Genomic DNA, 16775 nt, shown 5'->3' on the forward strand with positions numbered 1-16775 from the left:
GCCTCTTACCCTCGCCCTACTGCACGAGATCGGCAACGATGGTTGCGGCCTTCAGGCCGGTACCGGTGAGGACGGCCACGGTGGTCTGGCTCGCCTTGATGGCTCCCGCGGCGGAGAGCTTTTCCAGCGCAGCGGCCGCGCTGGCGCTGGTCGGCTCGGCGAACAGGCCTTGCCGTGCAAGGCGCCGCAGGGCGGCGACGATCTCCTCTTCGGTGAGCGCAACGGTGCCACCGCCGCTCTCGCGCAGTGCACCGATGATCTCGCGCAGCCGCAGCGGATTCTTGATGGCGGTGCCTTCGGCGATGGTCTTGTTCACCTCGCGCGCCACCGGTGTATCGACGCCCGCCTTGAAGCTTGCGTCGATCGGCGAACAGTTCTGCGGCTGTGCCGCGAACAGGCGCGGCAGCTTTGCGATCTGGCCGGCTTTCAACAACTCGCGGAAGCCGATGGCACAGCCCAAGAGGCTGCTGCCGGCGCCGACGGGGACGATGACGTTGTCGGGCGCGCGGAAGCCAAGGTCTTCCCAGATTTCATAGGCGAGGGACTTGGTGCCTTCCAGGAAAAATGGCTGCCAATTGTGGCTGGCATAGAAGGTCTGGCTCGACTGGCGAATGGCCTCGGCCTCCGATTCCTCGCGCGGCCCCTCGACGAGCTGCACCTCTGCCCCGTAGGCACGGACTTGCGCGATCTTGGCTGGCGACGTCGATGCAGGCGCCAAAATCTTCACGCGCATGCCGCCGGCGGCACCTAACCCCGCCATCGACGAGCCGCCATTTCCGGAAGAGTCCTCCAGAATGGCGTCGACGCCGACCTGTCGCAGGAACGACAGCATGACCGCAGAACCTCTATCCTTGAAGCTGCCGGTCGGGTTGAACCATTCGAGCTTGAAGAACGGGCGCAGATCGCCCCATCCCTGCGCTACCAGTGGCGTGCAGCCTTCGCCGAGCGTGATCGGATTCTTGATCTCGACCGGCAGCGCCGCCCGATAGCGCCACAGCGATCGCGTGCGGGTATCGATATCCTCGCGCGAGATCCCTGCCCCCGGCGTCACCAGAAGCGGTGTGCGCTCGTCCGAGCACCAGCGCGGCTGTTCCAGCGGATAGAGCTTTCCATTGCGGGGGTCGATGTAACTGGCGGCAGACATGGCGCACTCCGGGACGGGCCGAGATGGTACGATATGTCTGATTATGGGCGCTTTGCCTACCCCAAGCCGATGCGGCGCATGAGCCCCCTGAACCTCGCATCGCTGCGAAGCGGATCGAAGGCGGGGCGCAGCAGGATCGAGGGATTGAACCTGGCCTCATAGGCCTTGTCGAGCCAGTCGAGCGCGGCTTCACGATTGCCGAGGCCTGCGTAGATCAGCGCGATGTTCGCCTGCGCCGACGGATAGGTCTCGCCGTGCGTTGCCATGTCGGTCGCGATCCTGACGGCGTCGTCCTTGTGGCCGGAGACGGCATAGGCGTAGGCGAGGTTGGAATCGAACACGCTGCTGTGGCCGGAGATCTCGATCGCCTTGCGAAATGCCGTGATCGCCTCATCAAACCGGCCGAGCTGCACCAGGGCCTGCCCAAGCTCATAATGGCCGGCGGCAAATCCCGGATCGAGCTCTAGCGTCTTGCGGCTTTGGGTGACCGCCGCACCGAAATCGTGGTTGATGCAGAGGGCATCCGCGATATCGGCGCCGATGATGAGAGAGAGCGGATCGAGGCTTTGCGCCTGGGTGAACTCCTGGAGCGCCTGGGTCGTCTTGCCCATCAGCATCAGATGCCAGGCGTACCAATGGTGCGCCGTGGCATAGCTTGGATTGAGACGGAGCGCGGCCTCGTATTCGGAGCCGGCGACATCCCAATCCCAGCCATAGAGATCGAGCGCGAAGGCGAGCGAGGTGTGGGCTTCGCCCAGGGTGCCGTCGAGCTCCAGCGCCTTGCTGGCGGCGGCAGTCGCCTTGGAGAAGGCCTCCGTCGTCGAGAGCACGCCGTATTCCCAATCACCGGCGAGAGCATAGGCGTCGGCGAGACCGGACCAGGCCTCGGCATAGTTGCGATCGATCTCGATGGCCTGCCGCAAATATCTGATCGCCACCTTGAGCGCCTCGCCGGTGCGCTTGTTGAGGAAGTAGCGGCCCTTCAGGTAATTCTCATAGGCGAGCGGATCGACGGCACGTGCCTTTTCGAAGGCAGCGCGTTCGCCGTGGTTCAGCGTCGCACGCACCTGTTCGGCGACGGCGCGCGCGACCTTGACCTGAAGCGTCAGCGCATCGCGAACATCGCCTTCGTAACTGTCGGCCCAGACGCGGTTGTCGTCCAGTGCCCGGATCAGCTGCGCCGCGATCCGCACGCGCCCGCCTGCCCGCATCACGCTGCCCTCGATCACGGCATCGACGTTGAGCTCGCGGGCGATGGTCGCGAGCGATTTGTGCGCGCCCTTGTAGGTCATCGCCGAGGTGCGCGAGATGACGCGCAGTGCATCGACCTTGCCGAGCTGCGTGATCAGCTCGCCGGTCATGCCGTCCGCGAAGAAATCCTGCGACGGATCTTCCGAGGTGTCGACCAGCGGCAGGACGGCGAGCGAATGGATCGTTTGTGGTCCCTGACGCCAGGGATAGAGCCAGACCGAGAGCGCCACGGCCAAAAGCAGGATCAAGCCGATCGAGGCGGCAAGTCCTTGCCGCCAACCGACGACACGTCTTGCCCGATGCTCGGCTTGCGGCGCAGGCGCGGCGGGCTCGGGCGCCGCAACGGAAGTCTCGTCGATCACCGTGACATCGGCGAGAAAGCGATAGCCGCGACGCGCCACGGTTTCGACAAAGCGCGGGCTCTCCGCGGAATCGCCGAGCGCCTCCCTGACCTTGCTCACGGCCTTGTTGAGCCCGTGATCGTAATCGACCACCGTCTGCGGCCACAGCAGCGTGCGCAGCTCCTCCCGCGTCACCACCTCGCCCGGCCGGTCGAGCAGCGCCGAGAGCAATTGAAACGGCTGCTCCTGCAAGCGGACTCGCCGGCCGTTCTTGATCAGCTCGCCGCTTCGTGGATCGGTCTCGAAAGCGCCGAACTTGGTGCGCCTGGCGAGCTGCGCGGCCGAGGTCGCCGCGGGTCTCTCGATCAATTCCGGTTCTAGCAGCATGGCGATCTCGTCGAAGCGTTGGGGATGTGTGGTCGGAAGCCCGTGAATTCATTCGGCTTCCCGGGGGATTGCGATTCCAGAGAAAGGTTATGTGCAGTCCATTGAGATCGGCCGCCGTTCGGACGAAGAGAGCCGCGCACAACCACACGGGATCGCACGGGGCACTCGATGCACAACGGCGTCAATGCGGGACGAGACGGCATGCGGACACTCGACTCGGCTTACAATTTCGCGCGCTTCCTGAGCGGCGATGCAGACGCCGCCGAGCACATCGTTCAGGCGGCATTTCTTCGCGCCGACATCGATGCCGGCCGCAGAGACCGGACCCGGTTGTTGAAAGGCGTGCGGAATTGCTATCGGACATGGCTGACCACCCGTCGGCGACGCGATCTGAAAATTGATGTATTCGCCAACAAGCGGGTACCTGATGCGGTCGCCGCTTCCGTCCTCCGATCGGACGACGGTGCGGAGAAAATCACGGTGCGCGTTGATATCGATGCGGTGGCGGTTCGCTGTGCGATCGACACCCTGCCGCGGCGCCTGCGCGAAATCCTGGTGCTGCGCGAGTTCGACGCGCTGTCCTACCGGGAGATCGCCGAAGTGACGTCGCTGCCGACCGGCGAGATCATATCGCGATTGGCCTCTGCGCGGGGCAGGCTTGCGGGTTCGGTCGCCCGCTGACGATAAAAATATAATTATTTCAATGGCTTGAAAGATTGCTGCTGCCGACGGGGCACCCGACCGGCGCGCCCCCGCCATTCCGGTCAGGCCTGCCGATACCCATATAAGCGGCACTGAACGGCCTACCCGCACCACACGATTAACTTGTCTGTCGTGACCGGCCGCTACAATATGTTGGATTGCGTCGCCGGCGACCGCACCGGCAGCGCGACTGAGCCAGGCCCGTCCGAGCGGCGGGCCGTTGGCTTTTTGGGAGTTTGGCCATGAGCCGCGCGAACCGTACCGACCACATCCGCCTCACCTCCCATCCGGAGCCGGGCCGGAAAGCCGCCTTTCCGATCCACTGGGGTGCCGCCGACGCGCGCGCCCGCGGGCCGATCATCGGCACGGTGTCACGCGCGCAGGATCGCAACGTGATCGGCAGCCATGGCGGCTCCTACGCGATGTACCGCGCGCTCGCCGTCTCGGCCGGCGCGCTCGATCCGATCCGGCGTCCAGACCTGACCAACACCTTTCCGGCGGCGACCATCGGGCCGTTTGAACAATGGCGCGATCCGGCCAAGATCGTCGCGCTCGACCCCTGGGGTCATCTGGTCGCCGAGAATTTCGGCAAGGACATTGCCGAGGGCGTCGACATCCGCCCAAGCATCGCGGTGACGCGGGCGCGGCTCGACCTGCCGGAGATCCGCGAGGCGCTGGCCGCAAAACGGCTGCGCGCCGACGGCGAGGTCGTGCACGCCAATGGCAGCGTGTCGGTGGTGAAGATCGCGATCGATCCGGTCTGGTATCTGCCGGGCCTTGCCGAACGCTTCGGCACCAACGAGACCGAGCTGCGGCGGACGCTGTTCGAGCAGACCGCCGGCATGTTCCCTGAACTGGTGACGCGGCCTGACATGAAAGTGTTTTTGCCGCCGATCGGCGGCACCACGATCTATATGTTCGGCGACGTCACCAAGCTGCCCGACCATCGCACCAAGATCACCTGCCGCGTCCATGACGAGTGCAACGGCTCCGACGTGTTCGGCTCCGACATCTGCACCTGCCGGCCCTACCTCATCCACGGCATCGAGGAATCCGCGTGCGGCGCGCAGGAGGGCGGGCTCGGGCTCGTGATCTACAACCGCAAGGAAGGCCGCGCGCTCGGCGAGGTCACCAAATTCCTGGTCTACAACGCGCGCAAGCGCCAGGCCGGTGGCGATGCGGCCGCCGCCTATTTCGAGCGCACCGAATGCGTCGCCGGCGTCCAGGATGCGCGCTTCCAGCAATTGATGCCCGACACCATCCACTGGCTGGGCCTGAAGCGCATCGACCGCTTCCTGTCGATGAGCGACATGAAACACGACGCGCTGACATCGCAGGGCATCGATATCGTGGAGCGCGTGCCGATCCCGCCGGAGCTCATTCCGGCCGATGCCGACGTCGAAATGGCCGCGAAGAAGGCCGCCGGCTATTACTCGACCGACATTGCGCCCGAAAAGGACGTCAACGGCGTGGTCGGGCGTTCGCTGGAAAAATACTGATCAAGTGATGGCGGACGCTTTGGAACTACAGATCCGCTCGCTGCTCAGCGCAGCAGCGGTCCGCGCGCGCGCTGGCGCGATGCTCGAGATCGGCCTGAACGGCGGGCTCACGCATTTCACCATCGATCTCGATCGGATGGATGGCGTTGCGGACGCCGTGCTGGCTGTCACGCGCAAAGCCTATCCGACGCTCGACATTCCCTTCCATGCGCGATGGCGGCACTTTGTGCTCGGCGGCGTCGATCGCTGGGCGCGGCTTGCGGACGCCGCCTCTTGGACTGACCGCGCGGCGCGTGCGCGGGCGGAATTCGATCTCGCCATCGTCAGCGTGCTGCTCGATGCCGGTGCGGGTGCAACGTGGCGATACCGCGACAAGGTGACCGGAGACGGCATCGGTCGGTCCGAGGGGCTTGCGATCGCGAGCCTCGACATGTTTGCGAACGGCCTGTTCTCCGGCGATGCGCGTGCGCCTTTCAGGGTCGACGCGGACGTGCTCGCAAAACTGCCGCTCGCCGCACTCACATCCGCTTTTCAGGTGAGCAATGCCAATCCATTGCTCGGCCTTGAAGGACGCACGGACCTGCTGCGGCGTCTGGGCAAGCAGGTTGCGGACCGGCCAGAGATTTTCGGACTGCACGACACCCCGCGGCCGGGCGGGCTGTTCGATCACATCGCGGCGAGCGCGACCAACGGCACCATTCCCGCCCCCGCCATCCTGTCTGCGGTGCTGAACCAGCTCGGGCCGATCTGGCCGTCGCGGCTCGAGCTTGCAGGCGTTCCGCTCGGCGATTGCTGGCGTCATCCGGCGATCAAGGCTGACGATGCGACCGCGGGCCTCGTCCCCTTGCACAAGCTGTCGCAATGGCTGAGCTATTCACTGATCGAGCCGCTCCAGCGCGCTGGCTTGGAAGTGACCGATATCGACGGCCTGACCGGGCTTGCCGAATACCGCAATGGTGGCCTGTTCGTCGATCACGAGGTGCTTCGCCTGCGCAATGCTGCTGATGCCGAACGCGCACATGCGGTGGATTCGCTGCTTGTCGTTGAGTGGCGCGCGCTGACCGTCGCACTGCTGGATCGGCTCGCTGGGAGCGTCCGCGCAAAGCTCGGCCGCACGCCGGAGTCCTTGCCGCTTGCCAGCATTCTCGAAGGCGGCACCTGGGCCGCGGGCCGAGCCATCGCCTTCGCGCGCCGTCCCGACGGTGCACCACCGCTCAAGGTGATCAGCGACGGGACCGTTTTCTAAACCCTCTCCCCCTGTGGGAGAGGGTGGCTTCGCGAAAGCGAAGCCGGGTGAGGGGTTGCTTCCGCGAGCACATCTCTCACTGGAGTTCGTCGAGACAACCCCTCATCCGGCGCTTCGCGCCACCTTCTCCCACAAGGGGAGAAGGAAGTCAGGAGCATCCGATCATGGAAGGCGTCACGATCGTCGATCATCCGCTGGTCCAGCACAAGCTGACACTGGTGCGGGACAAATCGATCTCGACCAAGTCATTTCGCGAGCTGATCAAGGAGATCGGCATGCTCTTGTGCTACGAGGTGACGCGCGACCTGCCGCTCGCCGATGTCGTCGTCGACACGCCGCTGGCGCGGATGCACTCGGCCAAGATCGCCGGCAAGAAGCTGGTGTTCGTGCCGATGCTGCGCGCCGGCACCACCTTCGTCGACGGCATGATGGATTTGGTGCCGACCGCGCGCGTCGCGCATATCGGCCTCTACCGCGAGCCGCACAGTTTTGCCGCTGTCGAATATTTCTTCAAATCGCCGTCCGATCTCGGCGAGCGGCTGGCGATCGTCGTGACGCCGGTGGTCGCAACCGCCAACACGGCCGTGGCCGCGATCGACCGGCTGAAGGAGCGCGGCGCCAAGGACATTCGCCTCGCCTGCCTGATCGCCGCTCCGGAAGGATTGGAGCGCCTGCGCGGACTGCATCCAGATGTGCCGATCTGGACGGCCGCGGTGGATGAAGGGCTCGACGAGAACGGCTTTATCCTGCCGGGCCTTGGCGATGCCGGCGACCGCGCTTACGGGACGCGATAAGGCACGAAGGCACATTCAGGGATTGCCGCGGTGATCCGACGCGGCAATCCGCCACACTGGCCCGCGCTGTCTGCAGCGGCGGACAACTTGCAGGGGTGTCCTCCTTGAGGATGCAACGAGGCGAACCTTTGATCACCACAATACGCTCAGATTGTAGTGCCCTTTCTTTGCGACCGTGATGAAGGTATCCTTCTCAATCCTAGCAGCCCATTCTTCTTGATTTTACGGACGCATTCATAGAATTACATAGAAGTATCAGTCATATGAACCCATCCACGCCGGAAGTTCGTCGACGCCTGGCGGCAGTCCTCGCAGCCGATGTGGTTGGGTATACCCGACTGATGGAGGCGCACGAGGTCGATACTCACACGCGGCTCATGCAGTTGCGTTCGGAGGTCCTCGACCCCGGAGTCGCCGCGCTACGCGGGACGATCATCAAGAATACCGGCGATGGTTTCCTGGCAACCTTCGACACCGCACGAGATGCAACGCGCTGTGCTCTTTCACTGCAGGAATCGGTAGCCGCGAACACTGCGGGGATGCCCGCGGACCAGCGTATCAGCTTTCGCATGGGGTTGAACGCTGCGGACATCATCGTGGAGAAAGATGACGTCTATGGCGAGGGCGTAAATATTGCGGCACGTCTTCAATCCTATGCGCAGGCTGGCGGCATCGTCGTTTCGGGCGCAATCGCGGAGCAGCTCGGGAAGGATTTCGAGGTTAACGTCATAGACCTCGGCGATCTGCATCTTCGCAATATGGGTCGACCCGTCCGTGTGTATGCGCTCCACCAGCCCTCGCAACCTGCGAAGCTTGTCGGGGAAGCTCTTGCGGGCCAGGAGCCGCGCCCTTCCATTGCCGTTCTGCCTTTCCGGATGAATCTGTCAAACCCGGACGAGGGCTATTTCGCGGATGGTGTTGTTGACGACATCATCCGCGGCCTCGCCGGGCTCAAGGAGCTCTTCGTCGTATCGCGAGGAGCCAGCCTCGGCTTTGGCGGCCGCAATATCGACGTGCGTGAAATCGGCCGTCAGCTCGGCGTTCGTTACGTCCTCTATGGAGGGGTGCAACGAACAGCGACGGCTATCCGTATCGGGACCGAACTCAGTGACGCCGAATCGGGAGAGGTCATTCGTTCGGATCTGCACGAAGGCGACCCCAGCGAACTGTTTGCTCTTCAGGATCGAATTGCCATCAGCGTCGTCAGACAGATTGCGCCGCAGGTGCGCGAGCGGGAATTGATGCGAGCGATGCGCAAGCATCCCCAGAATCTGACCGCTTACGAACTCGTGCTGCAGGCATTCGACCTGTTGTACCGAATGGACTACGATTCGTTTTCGAAGGCTCGGGGCCTGCTCGAGCAGGCGATATCGCACGATCCCAGTTATGCTCTGGCCTATTCATACGCCGCGCTCTGGTATGTGTTCAGGATCGGAGAAATCGGATCTCCGGATCCGGATGGCGACGCCATCGCTGGCGCCAAATATGCGGCGGAGGCCATCGCACGAGGCGGTGACGACGCATTCGCGTTGGCGGTGCATGGCCACGTCCAGTCATTTTTGGTCGGTGACTTTCACAAGGCAAAGATTGCGCTGGAGCGCGCGATTGCCGCCGGCCCGAGTTCGGCGATGGCCTGGACGATGGCAAGCGCGACGTCCGGCTTTCTGGGTGATGGCGCTGCGGCCGTGCGTCAAGGTGAGCAGGGCGTGCGGCTCTCCCCGCTCGACGCCCGCTCGTTCTGGCACGAGGGACTACTCGGGCAGGCTCACTACGTGAATGGCGACTACGAGCAGGCATTGGAGTGGGTGCGCAGCGCGGTGAGCCGCAACGAGCTCATCCGTTTCAATCAGCGCCTTCTCATCGTCACGCTCGGCGCGTTGGGCCGTCAGGAAGAGGCCGTGCAGGCGGCGCATCGCTACCTGCAGATTCAACCGGATTTTTGCGTATCATCCTATGCGAGACGCTGCCCATTTCGCGGCGATGCATTGGAAACCTGGCTCGGGCATCTCCGATCCGCGGGGCTTCCCGACTGACGCTGACTGCTGGCGACAACTTTCAAAAAGGGAAGACGTCATGACAGGTAACACAGGCAACACAGGTAACACAGGCAATACCGGAAATACGGGTAACACCGGCAACACAGGAAACACCGGCAACATCGGAGGTGTTGGCTGGTTCATTCCCGACCGGGTCGACTTACCATTCGTCACAAGGCTTGCTCCAGGTGGGATGAGCGACCTTGGCTCGCTGCGACGAATCCCGCCGGCGTCCTTCGGTAACAGGCAATGGTCGGCGAACTGGTATGCGTGGCGCGTCTTGCATCAGATGGTGGCCAATGTCCCCGGCTGGGCGGCGACCGTCGACGCGGACGCCATGCTCACAAACATTCGGAACACTCTTGTCGCCGACTACAACGGCCAAATCGACGACCTTGTGCTCGCCGCTCGGGACGAACGGCCGGATGCGATGGGCCTTATTCTCTCACAGGACGGCGAATTTTTCTCTGATTTCCTGGCCGTCCTGACGGCCCGGCCGGGATCGCATCCACAAACCTGGCGCGTATTGAACATCGCCAGTCTGCTGGGATCGTTCGCAGCACTGTATTTCAAGGACAAATACGACTTGCCCAGACCAACGCAAATCTGTCCCGCATTGCTGCCGCCCATCCCCGTCCCCGGTCACTCATCCTGGCCGAGCGGGCATTCCACGCAGGCGCATTTGATGAAGAACTGCATGCTCAGGATATTTGCCGCGACGACGATGCCTGCGGCCGACCAGATCGTATGGAGCGCCGACTTGACGGTTCTGGCGGACGAGATCGCGCGAAACCGTGAGATCGCCGGTTTGCACTACGCCGGCGATTCCGCAGGCGGCGCCAGGCTGGCGGATTTGATGGATACCGTCATCCTGACAGTAGGTGCCGTGCCGATGTTTGATCAGGCGGTCGCCGACGCAGCGGGGGAATGGCAATGACCTACGAGAAAGGGCTGCACCCCGGAATTGACGTTGTCGCGCTGAGGAAGATCATCTTCGCTTCGATCGTGAGCTTTTCCCCTCCAGAAGGGTTCGCCCCGTTGGAAGCGTCGCAGGAGGACCTGAAGAAATTCGGCTTCCCGGTGCGACCGGATCCGAAGCTTCAGCCGACCGAATACGCGTTCTGGCAAAAGATGTTCGCCAAGCCGCCCGTATTCGAGGCGTTCGATATCGAAATACTTCCCCCCATCGCGACACAGGGTCGCGGATTTTTCTGGGAATCGCCGCGGCGGGAAACCAGCCTCAATTGGTCTGGCGCCTACATCACGCCCAGGGATGGCACAGTCTTTTCGTCGATCTGGACCACGTTTCAGGTGCCGACGCCGAACCTTCCGCCGGGCGCGAAGCCCGGCGAAAAGGATCTCAGCTCCACATGGATCGGTTTTGACGGGCAGCGTCGATACTATATGTCGACACTGCCGCAGTTTGGCACGGCGCAAAATATCGAGCCGAACGCGGGAATCCCGACGAGGTCATTCTTCGCATGGTGGCAGTGGTGGGTCAGGAGCCTCGGAGGCCAGCAACTTCCAATCAAAATCCCTGCACCGAAGATTCATGCCGGCGATCTGATCATGTGTTACATGCAGGTGGCCGCTGATCGCGCCGGGGTGTCGTTCCTGATCATGAATGTCACGACCGGTCGCGCGTTGCAGTTCTCTCAGAACGCGCCGCCGCCTCCCAACGGCGGGCTCCCCTTCACGGTTTCTGGAGCGACAGCAGAATGGGTGATGGAGAGACCGGCGATCCCGCCCGATCCCGCCCCGATGCCGCTTCCGGACTATGGCACGGTGGATTTCCGGGACTGCGGAGCGACGGCGACCAACATGAAGACTGGCGCGACGGTCGAACGAACCCTTTCTGGAGCAAAGCTGATCGATATGTACGTCGTGAGGCAGAATCCGGAAAGGACGGTGAAGATCTCGATCCCGAAGCCGCTCCATACGACGGAATTCCTCACGGAATTTCGCTAGGCCTGGACGCATTCGATCAGATTTGCAGGCAACTTGCCCTAGATCTTTCCGCTGCCGCAAATCTCCTTCAGCGCCTGCCACTCGGCATCCGTCAGCAGCGGCGGGCCGCTGGCGGGGCGATCTTCTTTGGTCATGCGCGCGAGGCGATCCTCGGTGAGCGGGTGGCTTGCGAGGATCGTCGCGAAGCCCGAGCCGCCCTCCTTGCCGGTGATGCGGAACATCAATTCGGCCGCAGGCTTCGGCGAGCGGCCGAGCGCGTGCATGATGTCGATTGCAAAAGTGTCGGCATTGGTCTCGGCCTCGCGCGAATAGGAGGCTTCGACCACGCTGCGCGAGGCGAAGATCACGGCCGACGAGCCGGTGACGTCGCCGAACAGCAGGCCGATCAGGAACGAGGTGCCGCCGTTGTAGATGAGGCCGCGCATGTTGTCGTGATGCTTGAGATGGCCGAGCTCGTGGGCGAGGATGCCCGCGACCTCGTCGGGATTTTCGGCCTTGTCGAGCAGGCCCTTCAGCAGAAAAACCTTGCCGCCCGGCAGCGCAAACGCATTCGGCACCGGGGTCGACAGCACGCCCGCCGTCATGGAATCGTCATCGAGGCCGGCGGCGTCGCGCAGGCGGTTGACGAGCTTGGAAAAGGCGGCCTGCCCGGCCGCATCGTTGCAGGTGCCGCCGCGGAATATGGTTTTCACCTGGACTTCTGAGGCATCGCCGATCCGCCGCTCGATCGGCTTCGGCACCAGCGGCGCGAGGCGGTCCGCAGCGAGCGGCACGCCAAACAGCACGACGCAGATGATGGAGACAGCAGCCGCAACCGACCAGCCGACGATTTTTGCGACCCCGCGGGGCGTGGTCTGGTGCTCGTCGAGCCGCAAACAGCGCGCGACGATCCCGGCCGCAAGCGGAATGTCGCGGATTTCGAGCCGCGCCAGCGACGGTGCCGCAGTGGAGGTCAGACGCAAAATCCCGGCGGGGCTGTCGGCACGCCGGATATCGGCATAAGCCCAGCGAACCGGTGTTCCACCTTCCTCGAGGATCTCGAGCGCATCACCAAGCGTCAGTGTCACTTGCCTCCTGCGGCTCGACACGCCGTCGAAGAAGATCGTCGGCCTTGCGGACTGCGCCGGGGCCTCAGTGGACAACTCATTCACAGCTCAAAATCCCGCGACATCAAGACCATCGGCAAAGCCTTCGCCCAGTGCGCTGGCGAGCTCGCCGCTGGCACGGACATCCGCTGCCGCTCCGATATCATGCACCTGGACGGTTTCCAGCACCTTCGCCCAGAGGTCGCGCTGGAGATAGACGCGCATGACGATGTTGACGGATAGCGCGAGAGCGAAATAGCCGACCACCATCGCCGCCAGCAACGGGAGGCTCTTGGCAAAATGGCCGGGTCCGAACGCCTGTTCGGGCGACAGGCCGCTCAGCTTGACAATGAGCAGCGTGGCGCAGGTGATATAGACGCCGAACAGCGTCGTCAGCAGCGTCCACCAGCCGATCACCTTCCAGTAGAGGCCGTAGAACGCGTTGTGCGGCAGTGTCGAGGACAGGCTGACGCCGCCGACACGGATGCCGTCGAGCCACCAGCGCCATTCGCGCGCCTTGAACTCCGCATAGAGGAACGGCGCGAGCGGAAAGATGACGATCGCAATCGGGGTGAGCAGCCACAGCCACCAGCCGCGCTTGAAGAACGTCCAGCCGTCGCCTTCGAAATCGCCTTGCAGGTCGCCGAAATGGGTGTGCCGCATCTTGTAGCGTTCGAGCGAGGCCTCGCGCCACGGCAGCGCCAGGCCGAGCGTCAGGAACACCAGCAAGCCCCACAACATGGCGCGGAACGAATAGGCCCAGCCGGAGCCGTCCATCCAGAACCGCACACCGCGCCAGACCGTGCGCGTCAGCCGATAGCGCCGCGCGCGATAGATCGCGAACTGGCCGAACGCGTAGAAGCTGATGAACAGCGGCGTCGAGGCAAAGCCCTGCCAGCGTTCGAACTCGATGCCGATCAGGAAATAGGCGAGGTAGATCGGCAACAGGATCGCGAGCGCGAACAGGAAGCCAATCAGCAGCTCCTTAGCCCGGCCGGTGTATTCGGCGGCATCGCCGTCGATCGAAGTGTTCGACCACAGGTGACGGCGAATGTCGGTGACGAGCCAGAACCGGTAGAAGCCGAAGGTGACGAGCTCCAGCATGGCACCCTTGGTGACCAGCCTGCGAAACTCTGAGCGATCGCCGCTGAAGTCGACCCGCGCGGGCGGCAGCGGGGGCGGGATCGGCTGGGGCGGGCCGATGGGAGCCCATTGCAAATCATTCACGGCAGCAACCTCGGGATGCGGACCTGGTCCGCTCAAACTATAGATCAGAGGTTGGTCGATCCCCAAGATGGGCGGGTTCGATTTGACCTCGGTTTCGACCGATTTCTCGCACGATTTCAGGCCGTCCGCCGTGCCGCAGGTCACGCTCCGAAATTCTCGGCACCTCGCCCGCAAAGGTTGGATGTGGCAAAACTCTCCCTTGCCCCGACGCAGACAACGGGCTGTAATTGCAAGTCAAATACCGCAGAGCAGAATTCAAGAAAATCGCGCGGTTCAGGTCAGGGAGAGCGGTCATGCACGGGACCATCGAGAACGCAGCGAAACTCGACGCACTACGCGAGCGCGCAGCATCACTGCCGCTTGAACAATTCGATCCCGGCGATCCCGAATTGTTCAGGACCGATACGTTCTGGCCGTATTTCGACCGCTTGCGCCGGGAAGATCCCGTGCATTACTGCAAGGACTCGATGTTCGGGCCGTACTGGTCGGTGACGCGCTACAACGACATCATGGACATCGAGACCAACCATGCCGTGTTCTCCTCGGCCTCCTCACTCGGCGGCATCACCATCCGCGACATCGATCCGGAGCTACGCCGCGAAAGCTTCATCTCGATGGACCCGCCGCGCCATGCGGCGCAGCGCAAGACCGTGGCGCCGATGTTCACGCCGACGCATCTGGACAATCTCGCGCTCAGCATCCGCGAGCGCTCGGCCGAATGCCTCGACAATCTGCCGCGCGGTGAGGTGTTCGACTGGGTCGACCAGGTCTCGATCGAGCTCACCACCCAGATGCTCGCGGTTTTGTTCGACTTCCCCTGGGAAGACCGCCGCAAATTGACGCGCTGGTCGGATATCGCCACCACCATTCCCGGCCCCGACGGACTTGTCGCGACCGAGGACGAGCGGCAGACCGAGCTGACGGAATGCGCGCAGTATTTTTCGCGGCTTTGGAAGGAGCGCATCGAGCAGCCGCCGAAGAGCGACCTGCTCTCGATGATGGCGCATGGCGCCGCGACGCGCGACATGGACGCCAGGAACTTCCTCGGCAATCTCATTTTGTTGATCGTCGGCGGAAACGACACCACCCGCAACACCATGTCGGGCTCGATCTACGCGCTGAGCCAACATCCGGAACAGTACCGCAAGCTGCGCGAAACCCCCGCGCTGCTCGACAGTTTCGTGCCGGAGGTGATCCGCTGGCAGACCCCGCTCGCGCATATGCGCCGCACTGCACTGGCCGACTTCGAGTTCCGCGGCAAGCAGATCAAGAAGGGTGACAAGGTCGTGATGTGGTACGTCTCGGGCAACCGCGACGCGGAGGCGATCGAGAAGCCCTACGATTTTATCATTGACCGCGCGCGCCCGCGCACGCATCTCTCCTTCGGCTTCGGCATCCACCGCTGCGTCGGTCTACGGCTTGCCGAACTCCAACTCAAGATTATCTGGGAGGAGATCCTGAAGCGGTTCGATCATATCGACGTGGTCGGCGAACCGAAGCGGGTCTATTCGAGTTTCGTAAAGGGTCTTGAAACCTTGCCCGTGAAGATTACGGCGTGATGCGTCAAAACTCCCTCGCCCCGCTTGCGGGGAGAGGCGAAGCAAGAAGTAACCTGGAGCCACGACCATGAACATTCAGACTCCGGTCAAGACCGACAAGGCCGAACGCATGCGCAAGGCACGCGAAGAGGCTTACGCGACGCCGCTGGCACAATTCCACCCCGGTGCGCCCAGGCTGTTCCAGGACGACACGCTGTGGCCGTGGTTCGAACGGCTGCGCAAGGAAGAGCCGGTGCATTACTGCACCAACGCGCCGATCGAGCCGTACTGGTCGGTGGTGAAATACAACGACATCATGCATGTCGACACCAATCACGGCACGTTCTCCTCCGACTCGACGCTCGGCGGCATCGGGATCCGTGACGTACCGGAAGGCTATGACTGGCCGAGCTTCATCGCCATGGACCAACCGCGTCACTCGTCGCAGCGCAAGACGGTGTCGCCGATGTTCACCCCGACGCATCTGGACGAGCTGGCCAGACTGATACGGCAGCGCTCGCAGAGCGTGCTGGACAATCTGCCCCGCAACGAGACCTTCAATTTCGTCGAGCGCGTCTCGATCGAGCTGACGACGCAGATGCTGGCAACGCTGTTCGACTTCCCCTGGGAAGAGCGCCGCAAGCTGACGCGCTGGTCGGATGTCGCGACCGCGCTGCCCAAGAGCGGCATCGTCGAGTCGGCCGAGCAACGCCGGCAGGAAATGGACGAATGCTACGCCTATATGTCGAAGCTGTGGAACGAGCGCGTCAATTCCGCGCCGCGCAACGATCTGCTGTCTCTGATGGCGCATAGCGACGCCACGCGCTTCATGGACCCCGATAATTTGATGGGCAACATCATCCTGCTCATCGTCGGCGGCAACGACACCACGCGCAACACCATGACAGGATCGGTGCTGGCGCTGAACGAGAATCCCGAGCAATACGACAAGCTGCGCGCTAATCCGGAGCTGATCGACACCATGGTGCCGGAGGTGATCCGCTGGCAGACCCCGCTCGCGCATATGCGGCGCACCGCGCTCCAGGACACCGAGATTGGCGGCAAGCACATCAAGAAGGGCGACCGCGTCGTGATGTGGTACGTCTCGGGTAACCGCGACGAAGAGATGATCGACCGTCCCGAGGAGTTCATCATCGACCGGCCGCGGCCGCGCACCCATCTCTCCTTCGGCTTCGGCATCCACCGCTGCGTCGGCATGCGGCTGGCAGAGCTGCAACTGCGGATCGTCTGGGAAGAGATGCTGAAGCGGTTTGATCGCATCGAAGTGGTCGGCGAGCCGAAGCGGATCTATTCGAGCTTCATCAAGGGGTATGAGTCGCTGCCGGTCAGGATTCCGGGATAGGCCCTATCCTCCATCATTGCGAGGAGCTCTTGCGACGAAGCAATCCAGACTGCCGCCGCGGAGGGATTGCTGGATTGCTTCGCTGCGCTCGCAATGACGAGATCGTGGGTGCAGACGCGCGTCAAACGCTCAGCACCCCTATCCCAGCTATACAATTTCGGCATGACAGGTCGCGCCAGATGCGAAGGCAAGAG

General features: G+C 63.1%; 13 protein-coding genes. 9 read left to right on the plus strand and 4 right to left on the minus strand.

Annotation, left to right across the window (positions count from 1 at the left end; translation table 11 throughout):
- Positions 1-16 precede the first annotated feature (16 nt).
- Positions 17-1144, minus strand: a complete 1128-nt coding sequence (locus ACPPVR_RS35020; RefSeq protein ID WP_426611076.1) for a threonine synthase — start codon at positions 1142-1144, stop codon at positions 17-19.
- A 56-nt stretch (positions 1145-1200) separates the two neighbouring features.
- The gene (locus ACPPVR_RS35025) at positions 1201-3123 is read right to left on the minus strand and encodes a tetratricopeptide repeat protein (protein ID WP_426611077.1); all 1923 of its coding nucleotides are present in this window, start codon (positions 3121-3123) and stop codon (positions 1201-1203) included.
- Between the two features lie 168 nt (positions 3124-3291).
- On the opposite strand from ACPPVR_RS35025, the gene ACPPVR_RS35030 reads away from it, so the two are divergent.
- The 7 genes from ACPPVR_RS35030 to ACPPVR_RS35060 all read left to right on the plus strand — a co-directional run bounded on the left by ACPPVR_RS35030 (position 3292) and on the right by ACPPVR_RS35060 (position 11368).
- The gene (locus ACPPVR_RS35030) at positions 3292-3804 is read left to right on the plus strand and encodes a sigma-70 family RNA polymerase sigma factor (RefSeq protein ID WP_426611078.1); all 513 of its coding nucleotides are present in this window, start codon (positions 3292-3294) and stop codon (positions 3802-3804) included.
- A 263-nt stretch (positions 3805-4067) separates the two neighbouring features.
- Positions 4068-5324 carry a GTP cyclohydrolase II gene (locus ACPPVR_RS35035; RefSeq protein WP_426611079.1) on the plus strand — a complete coding sequence of 419 codons (1257 nt, stop codon included), beginning with the start codon at positions 4068-4070 and terminating at the stop codon, positions 5322-5324.
- A 7-nt stretch (positions 5325-5331) separates the two neighbouring features.
- Positions 5332-6570 carry a URC4/urg3 family protein gene (locus tag ACPPVR_RS35040; protein WP_426611080.1) on the plus strand — a complete coding sequence of 413 codons (1239 nt, stop codon included), beginning with the start codon at positions 5332-5334 and terminating at the stop codon, positions 6568-6570.
- A 164-nt stretch (positions 6571-6734) separates the two neighbouring features.
- Positions 6735-7364 carry a uracil phosphoribosyltransferase gene (upp, locus tag ACPPVR_RS35045; RefSeq protein WP_426611081.1) on the plus strand — a complete coding sequence of 210 codons (630 nt, stop codon included), beginning with the start codon at positions 6735-6737 and terminating at the stop codon, positions 7362-7364.
- Positions 7365-7627: 263 nt separating this feature from the next.
- A complete protein-coding gene (locus tag ACPPVR_RS35050) occupies positions 7628-9397 on the plus strand; it encodes an adenylate/guanylate cyclase domain-containing protein (protein ID WP_426611082.1) in 1770 nt (589 codons plus the stop codon).
- Between the two features lie 40 nt (positions 9398-9437).
- On the plus strand, positions 9438-10337 hold the full coding sequence (locus ACPPVR_RS35055) for a hypothetical protein (RefSeq protein ID WP_426611083.1): 900 nt from the start codon (positions 9438-9440) through the stop codon (positions 10335-10337).
- On the plus strand, positions 10334-11368 hold the full coding sequence (locus ACPPVR_RS35060; RefSeq protein ID WP_426611084.1) for a G1 family glutamic endopeptidase: 1035 nt from the start codon (positions 10334-10336) through the stop codon (positions 11366-11368). The genes ACPPVR_RS35055 and ACPPVR_RS35060 overlap by 4 nt, the downstream gene beginning before the upstream one ends.
- Before the next feature lie 38 nt (positions 11369-11406).
- On the opposite strand, the gene ACPPVR_RS35065 is transcribed toward ACPPVR_RS35060, so the two are convergent.
- Both ACPPVR_RS35065 and ACPPVR_RS35070 read right to left on the minus strand, forming a co-directional pair.
- On the minus strand, positions 11407-12519 hold the full coding sequence (locus tag ACPPVR_RS35065; protein ID WP_426611085.1) for a M48 family metallopeptidase: 1113 nt from the start codon (positions 12517-12519) through the stop codon (positions 11407-11409).
- Positions 12520-12522: 3 nt separating this feature from the next.
- Complete coding sequence (locus tag ACPPVR_RS35070; RefSeq protein WP_426611086.1) at positions 12523-13680, minus strand: YjgN family protein; 1158 nt, start codon at positions 13678-13680, stop codon at positions 12523-12525.
- Between the two features lie 293 nt (positions 13681-13973).
- Between ACPPVR_RS35070 and ACPPVR_RS35075 the strand changes: the two genes are divergently transcribed.
- Positions 13974-15239, plus strand: a complete 1266-nt coding sequence (locus ACPPVR_RS35075) for a cytochrome P450 (protein WP_426611087.1) — start codon at positions 13974-13976, stop codon at positions 15237-15239.
- A 67-nt stretch (positions 15240-15306) separates the two neighbouring features.
- On the plus strand, positions 15307-16581 hold the full coding sequence (locus ACPPVR_RS35080; protein WP_426611088.1) for a cytochrome P450: 1275 nt from the start codon (positions 15307-15309) through the stop codon (positions 16579-16581).
- The last annotated feature ends 194 nt before the right edge of the window (positions 16582-16775 follow it).

It is taken from the genome of Bradyrhizobium sp. McL0616 (assembly GCF_049993385.1).
In the GTDB taxonomy this organism is placed as follows: Bacteria; Pseudomonadota; Alphaproteobacteria; order Rhizobiales; family Xanthobacteraceae; genus Bradyrhizobium.

Bases quoted from the DNA above. Each gene is read 5' to 3' on its own strand.
- ACPPVR_RS35040 (WP_426611080.1), top strand. From the start codon at position 5,332: ATGGCGGACGCTTTGGAACTACAGATCCGCTCGCTGCTCAGCGCAGCA.
- ACPPVR_RS35050 (WP_426611082.1), top strand. From the start codon at position 7,628: ATGAACCCATCCACGCCGGAAGTTCGTCGACGCCTGGCGGCAGTCCTC.
- ACPPVR_RS35055 (WP_426611083.1), top strand. From the start codon at position 9,438: ATGACAGGTAACACAGGCAACACAGGTAACACAGGCAATACCGGAAAT.
- upp (WP_426611081.1), top strand. From the start codon at position 6,735: ATGGAAGGCGTCACGATCGTCGATCATCCGCTGGTCCAGCACAAGCTG.
- ACPPVR_RS35080 (WP_426611088.1), top strand. From the start codon at position 15,307: ATGAACATTCAGACTCCGGTCAAGACCGACAAGGCCGAACGCATGCGC.
- ACPPVR_RS35075 (WP_426611087.1), top strand. From the start codon at position 13,974: ATGCACGGGACCATCGAGAACGCAGCGAAACTCGACGCACTACGCGAG.
- ACPPVR_RS35030 (WP_426611078.1), top strand. From the start codon at position 3,292: ATGCACAACGGCGTCAATGCGGGACGAGACGGCATGCGGACACTCGAC.
- ACPPVR_RS35025 (WP_426611077.1), bottom strand. From the start codon at position 3,123: ATGCTGCTAGAACCGGAATTGATCGAGAGACCCGCGGCGACCTCGGCC.
- ACPPVR_RS35035 (WP_426611079.1), top strand. From the start codon at position 4,068: ATGAGCCGCGCGAACCGTACCGACCACATCCGCCTCACCTCCCATCCG.
- ACPPVR_RS35060 (WP_426611084.1), top strand. From the start codon at position 10,334: ATGACCTACGAGAAAGGGCTGCACCCCGGAATTGACGTTGTCGCGCTG.
- ACPPVR_RS35020 (WP_426611076.1), bottom strand. From the start codon at position 1,144: ATGTCTGCCGCCAGTTACATCGACCCCCGCAATGGAAAGCTCTATCCG.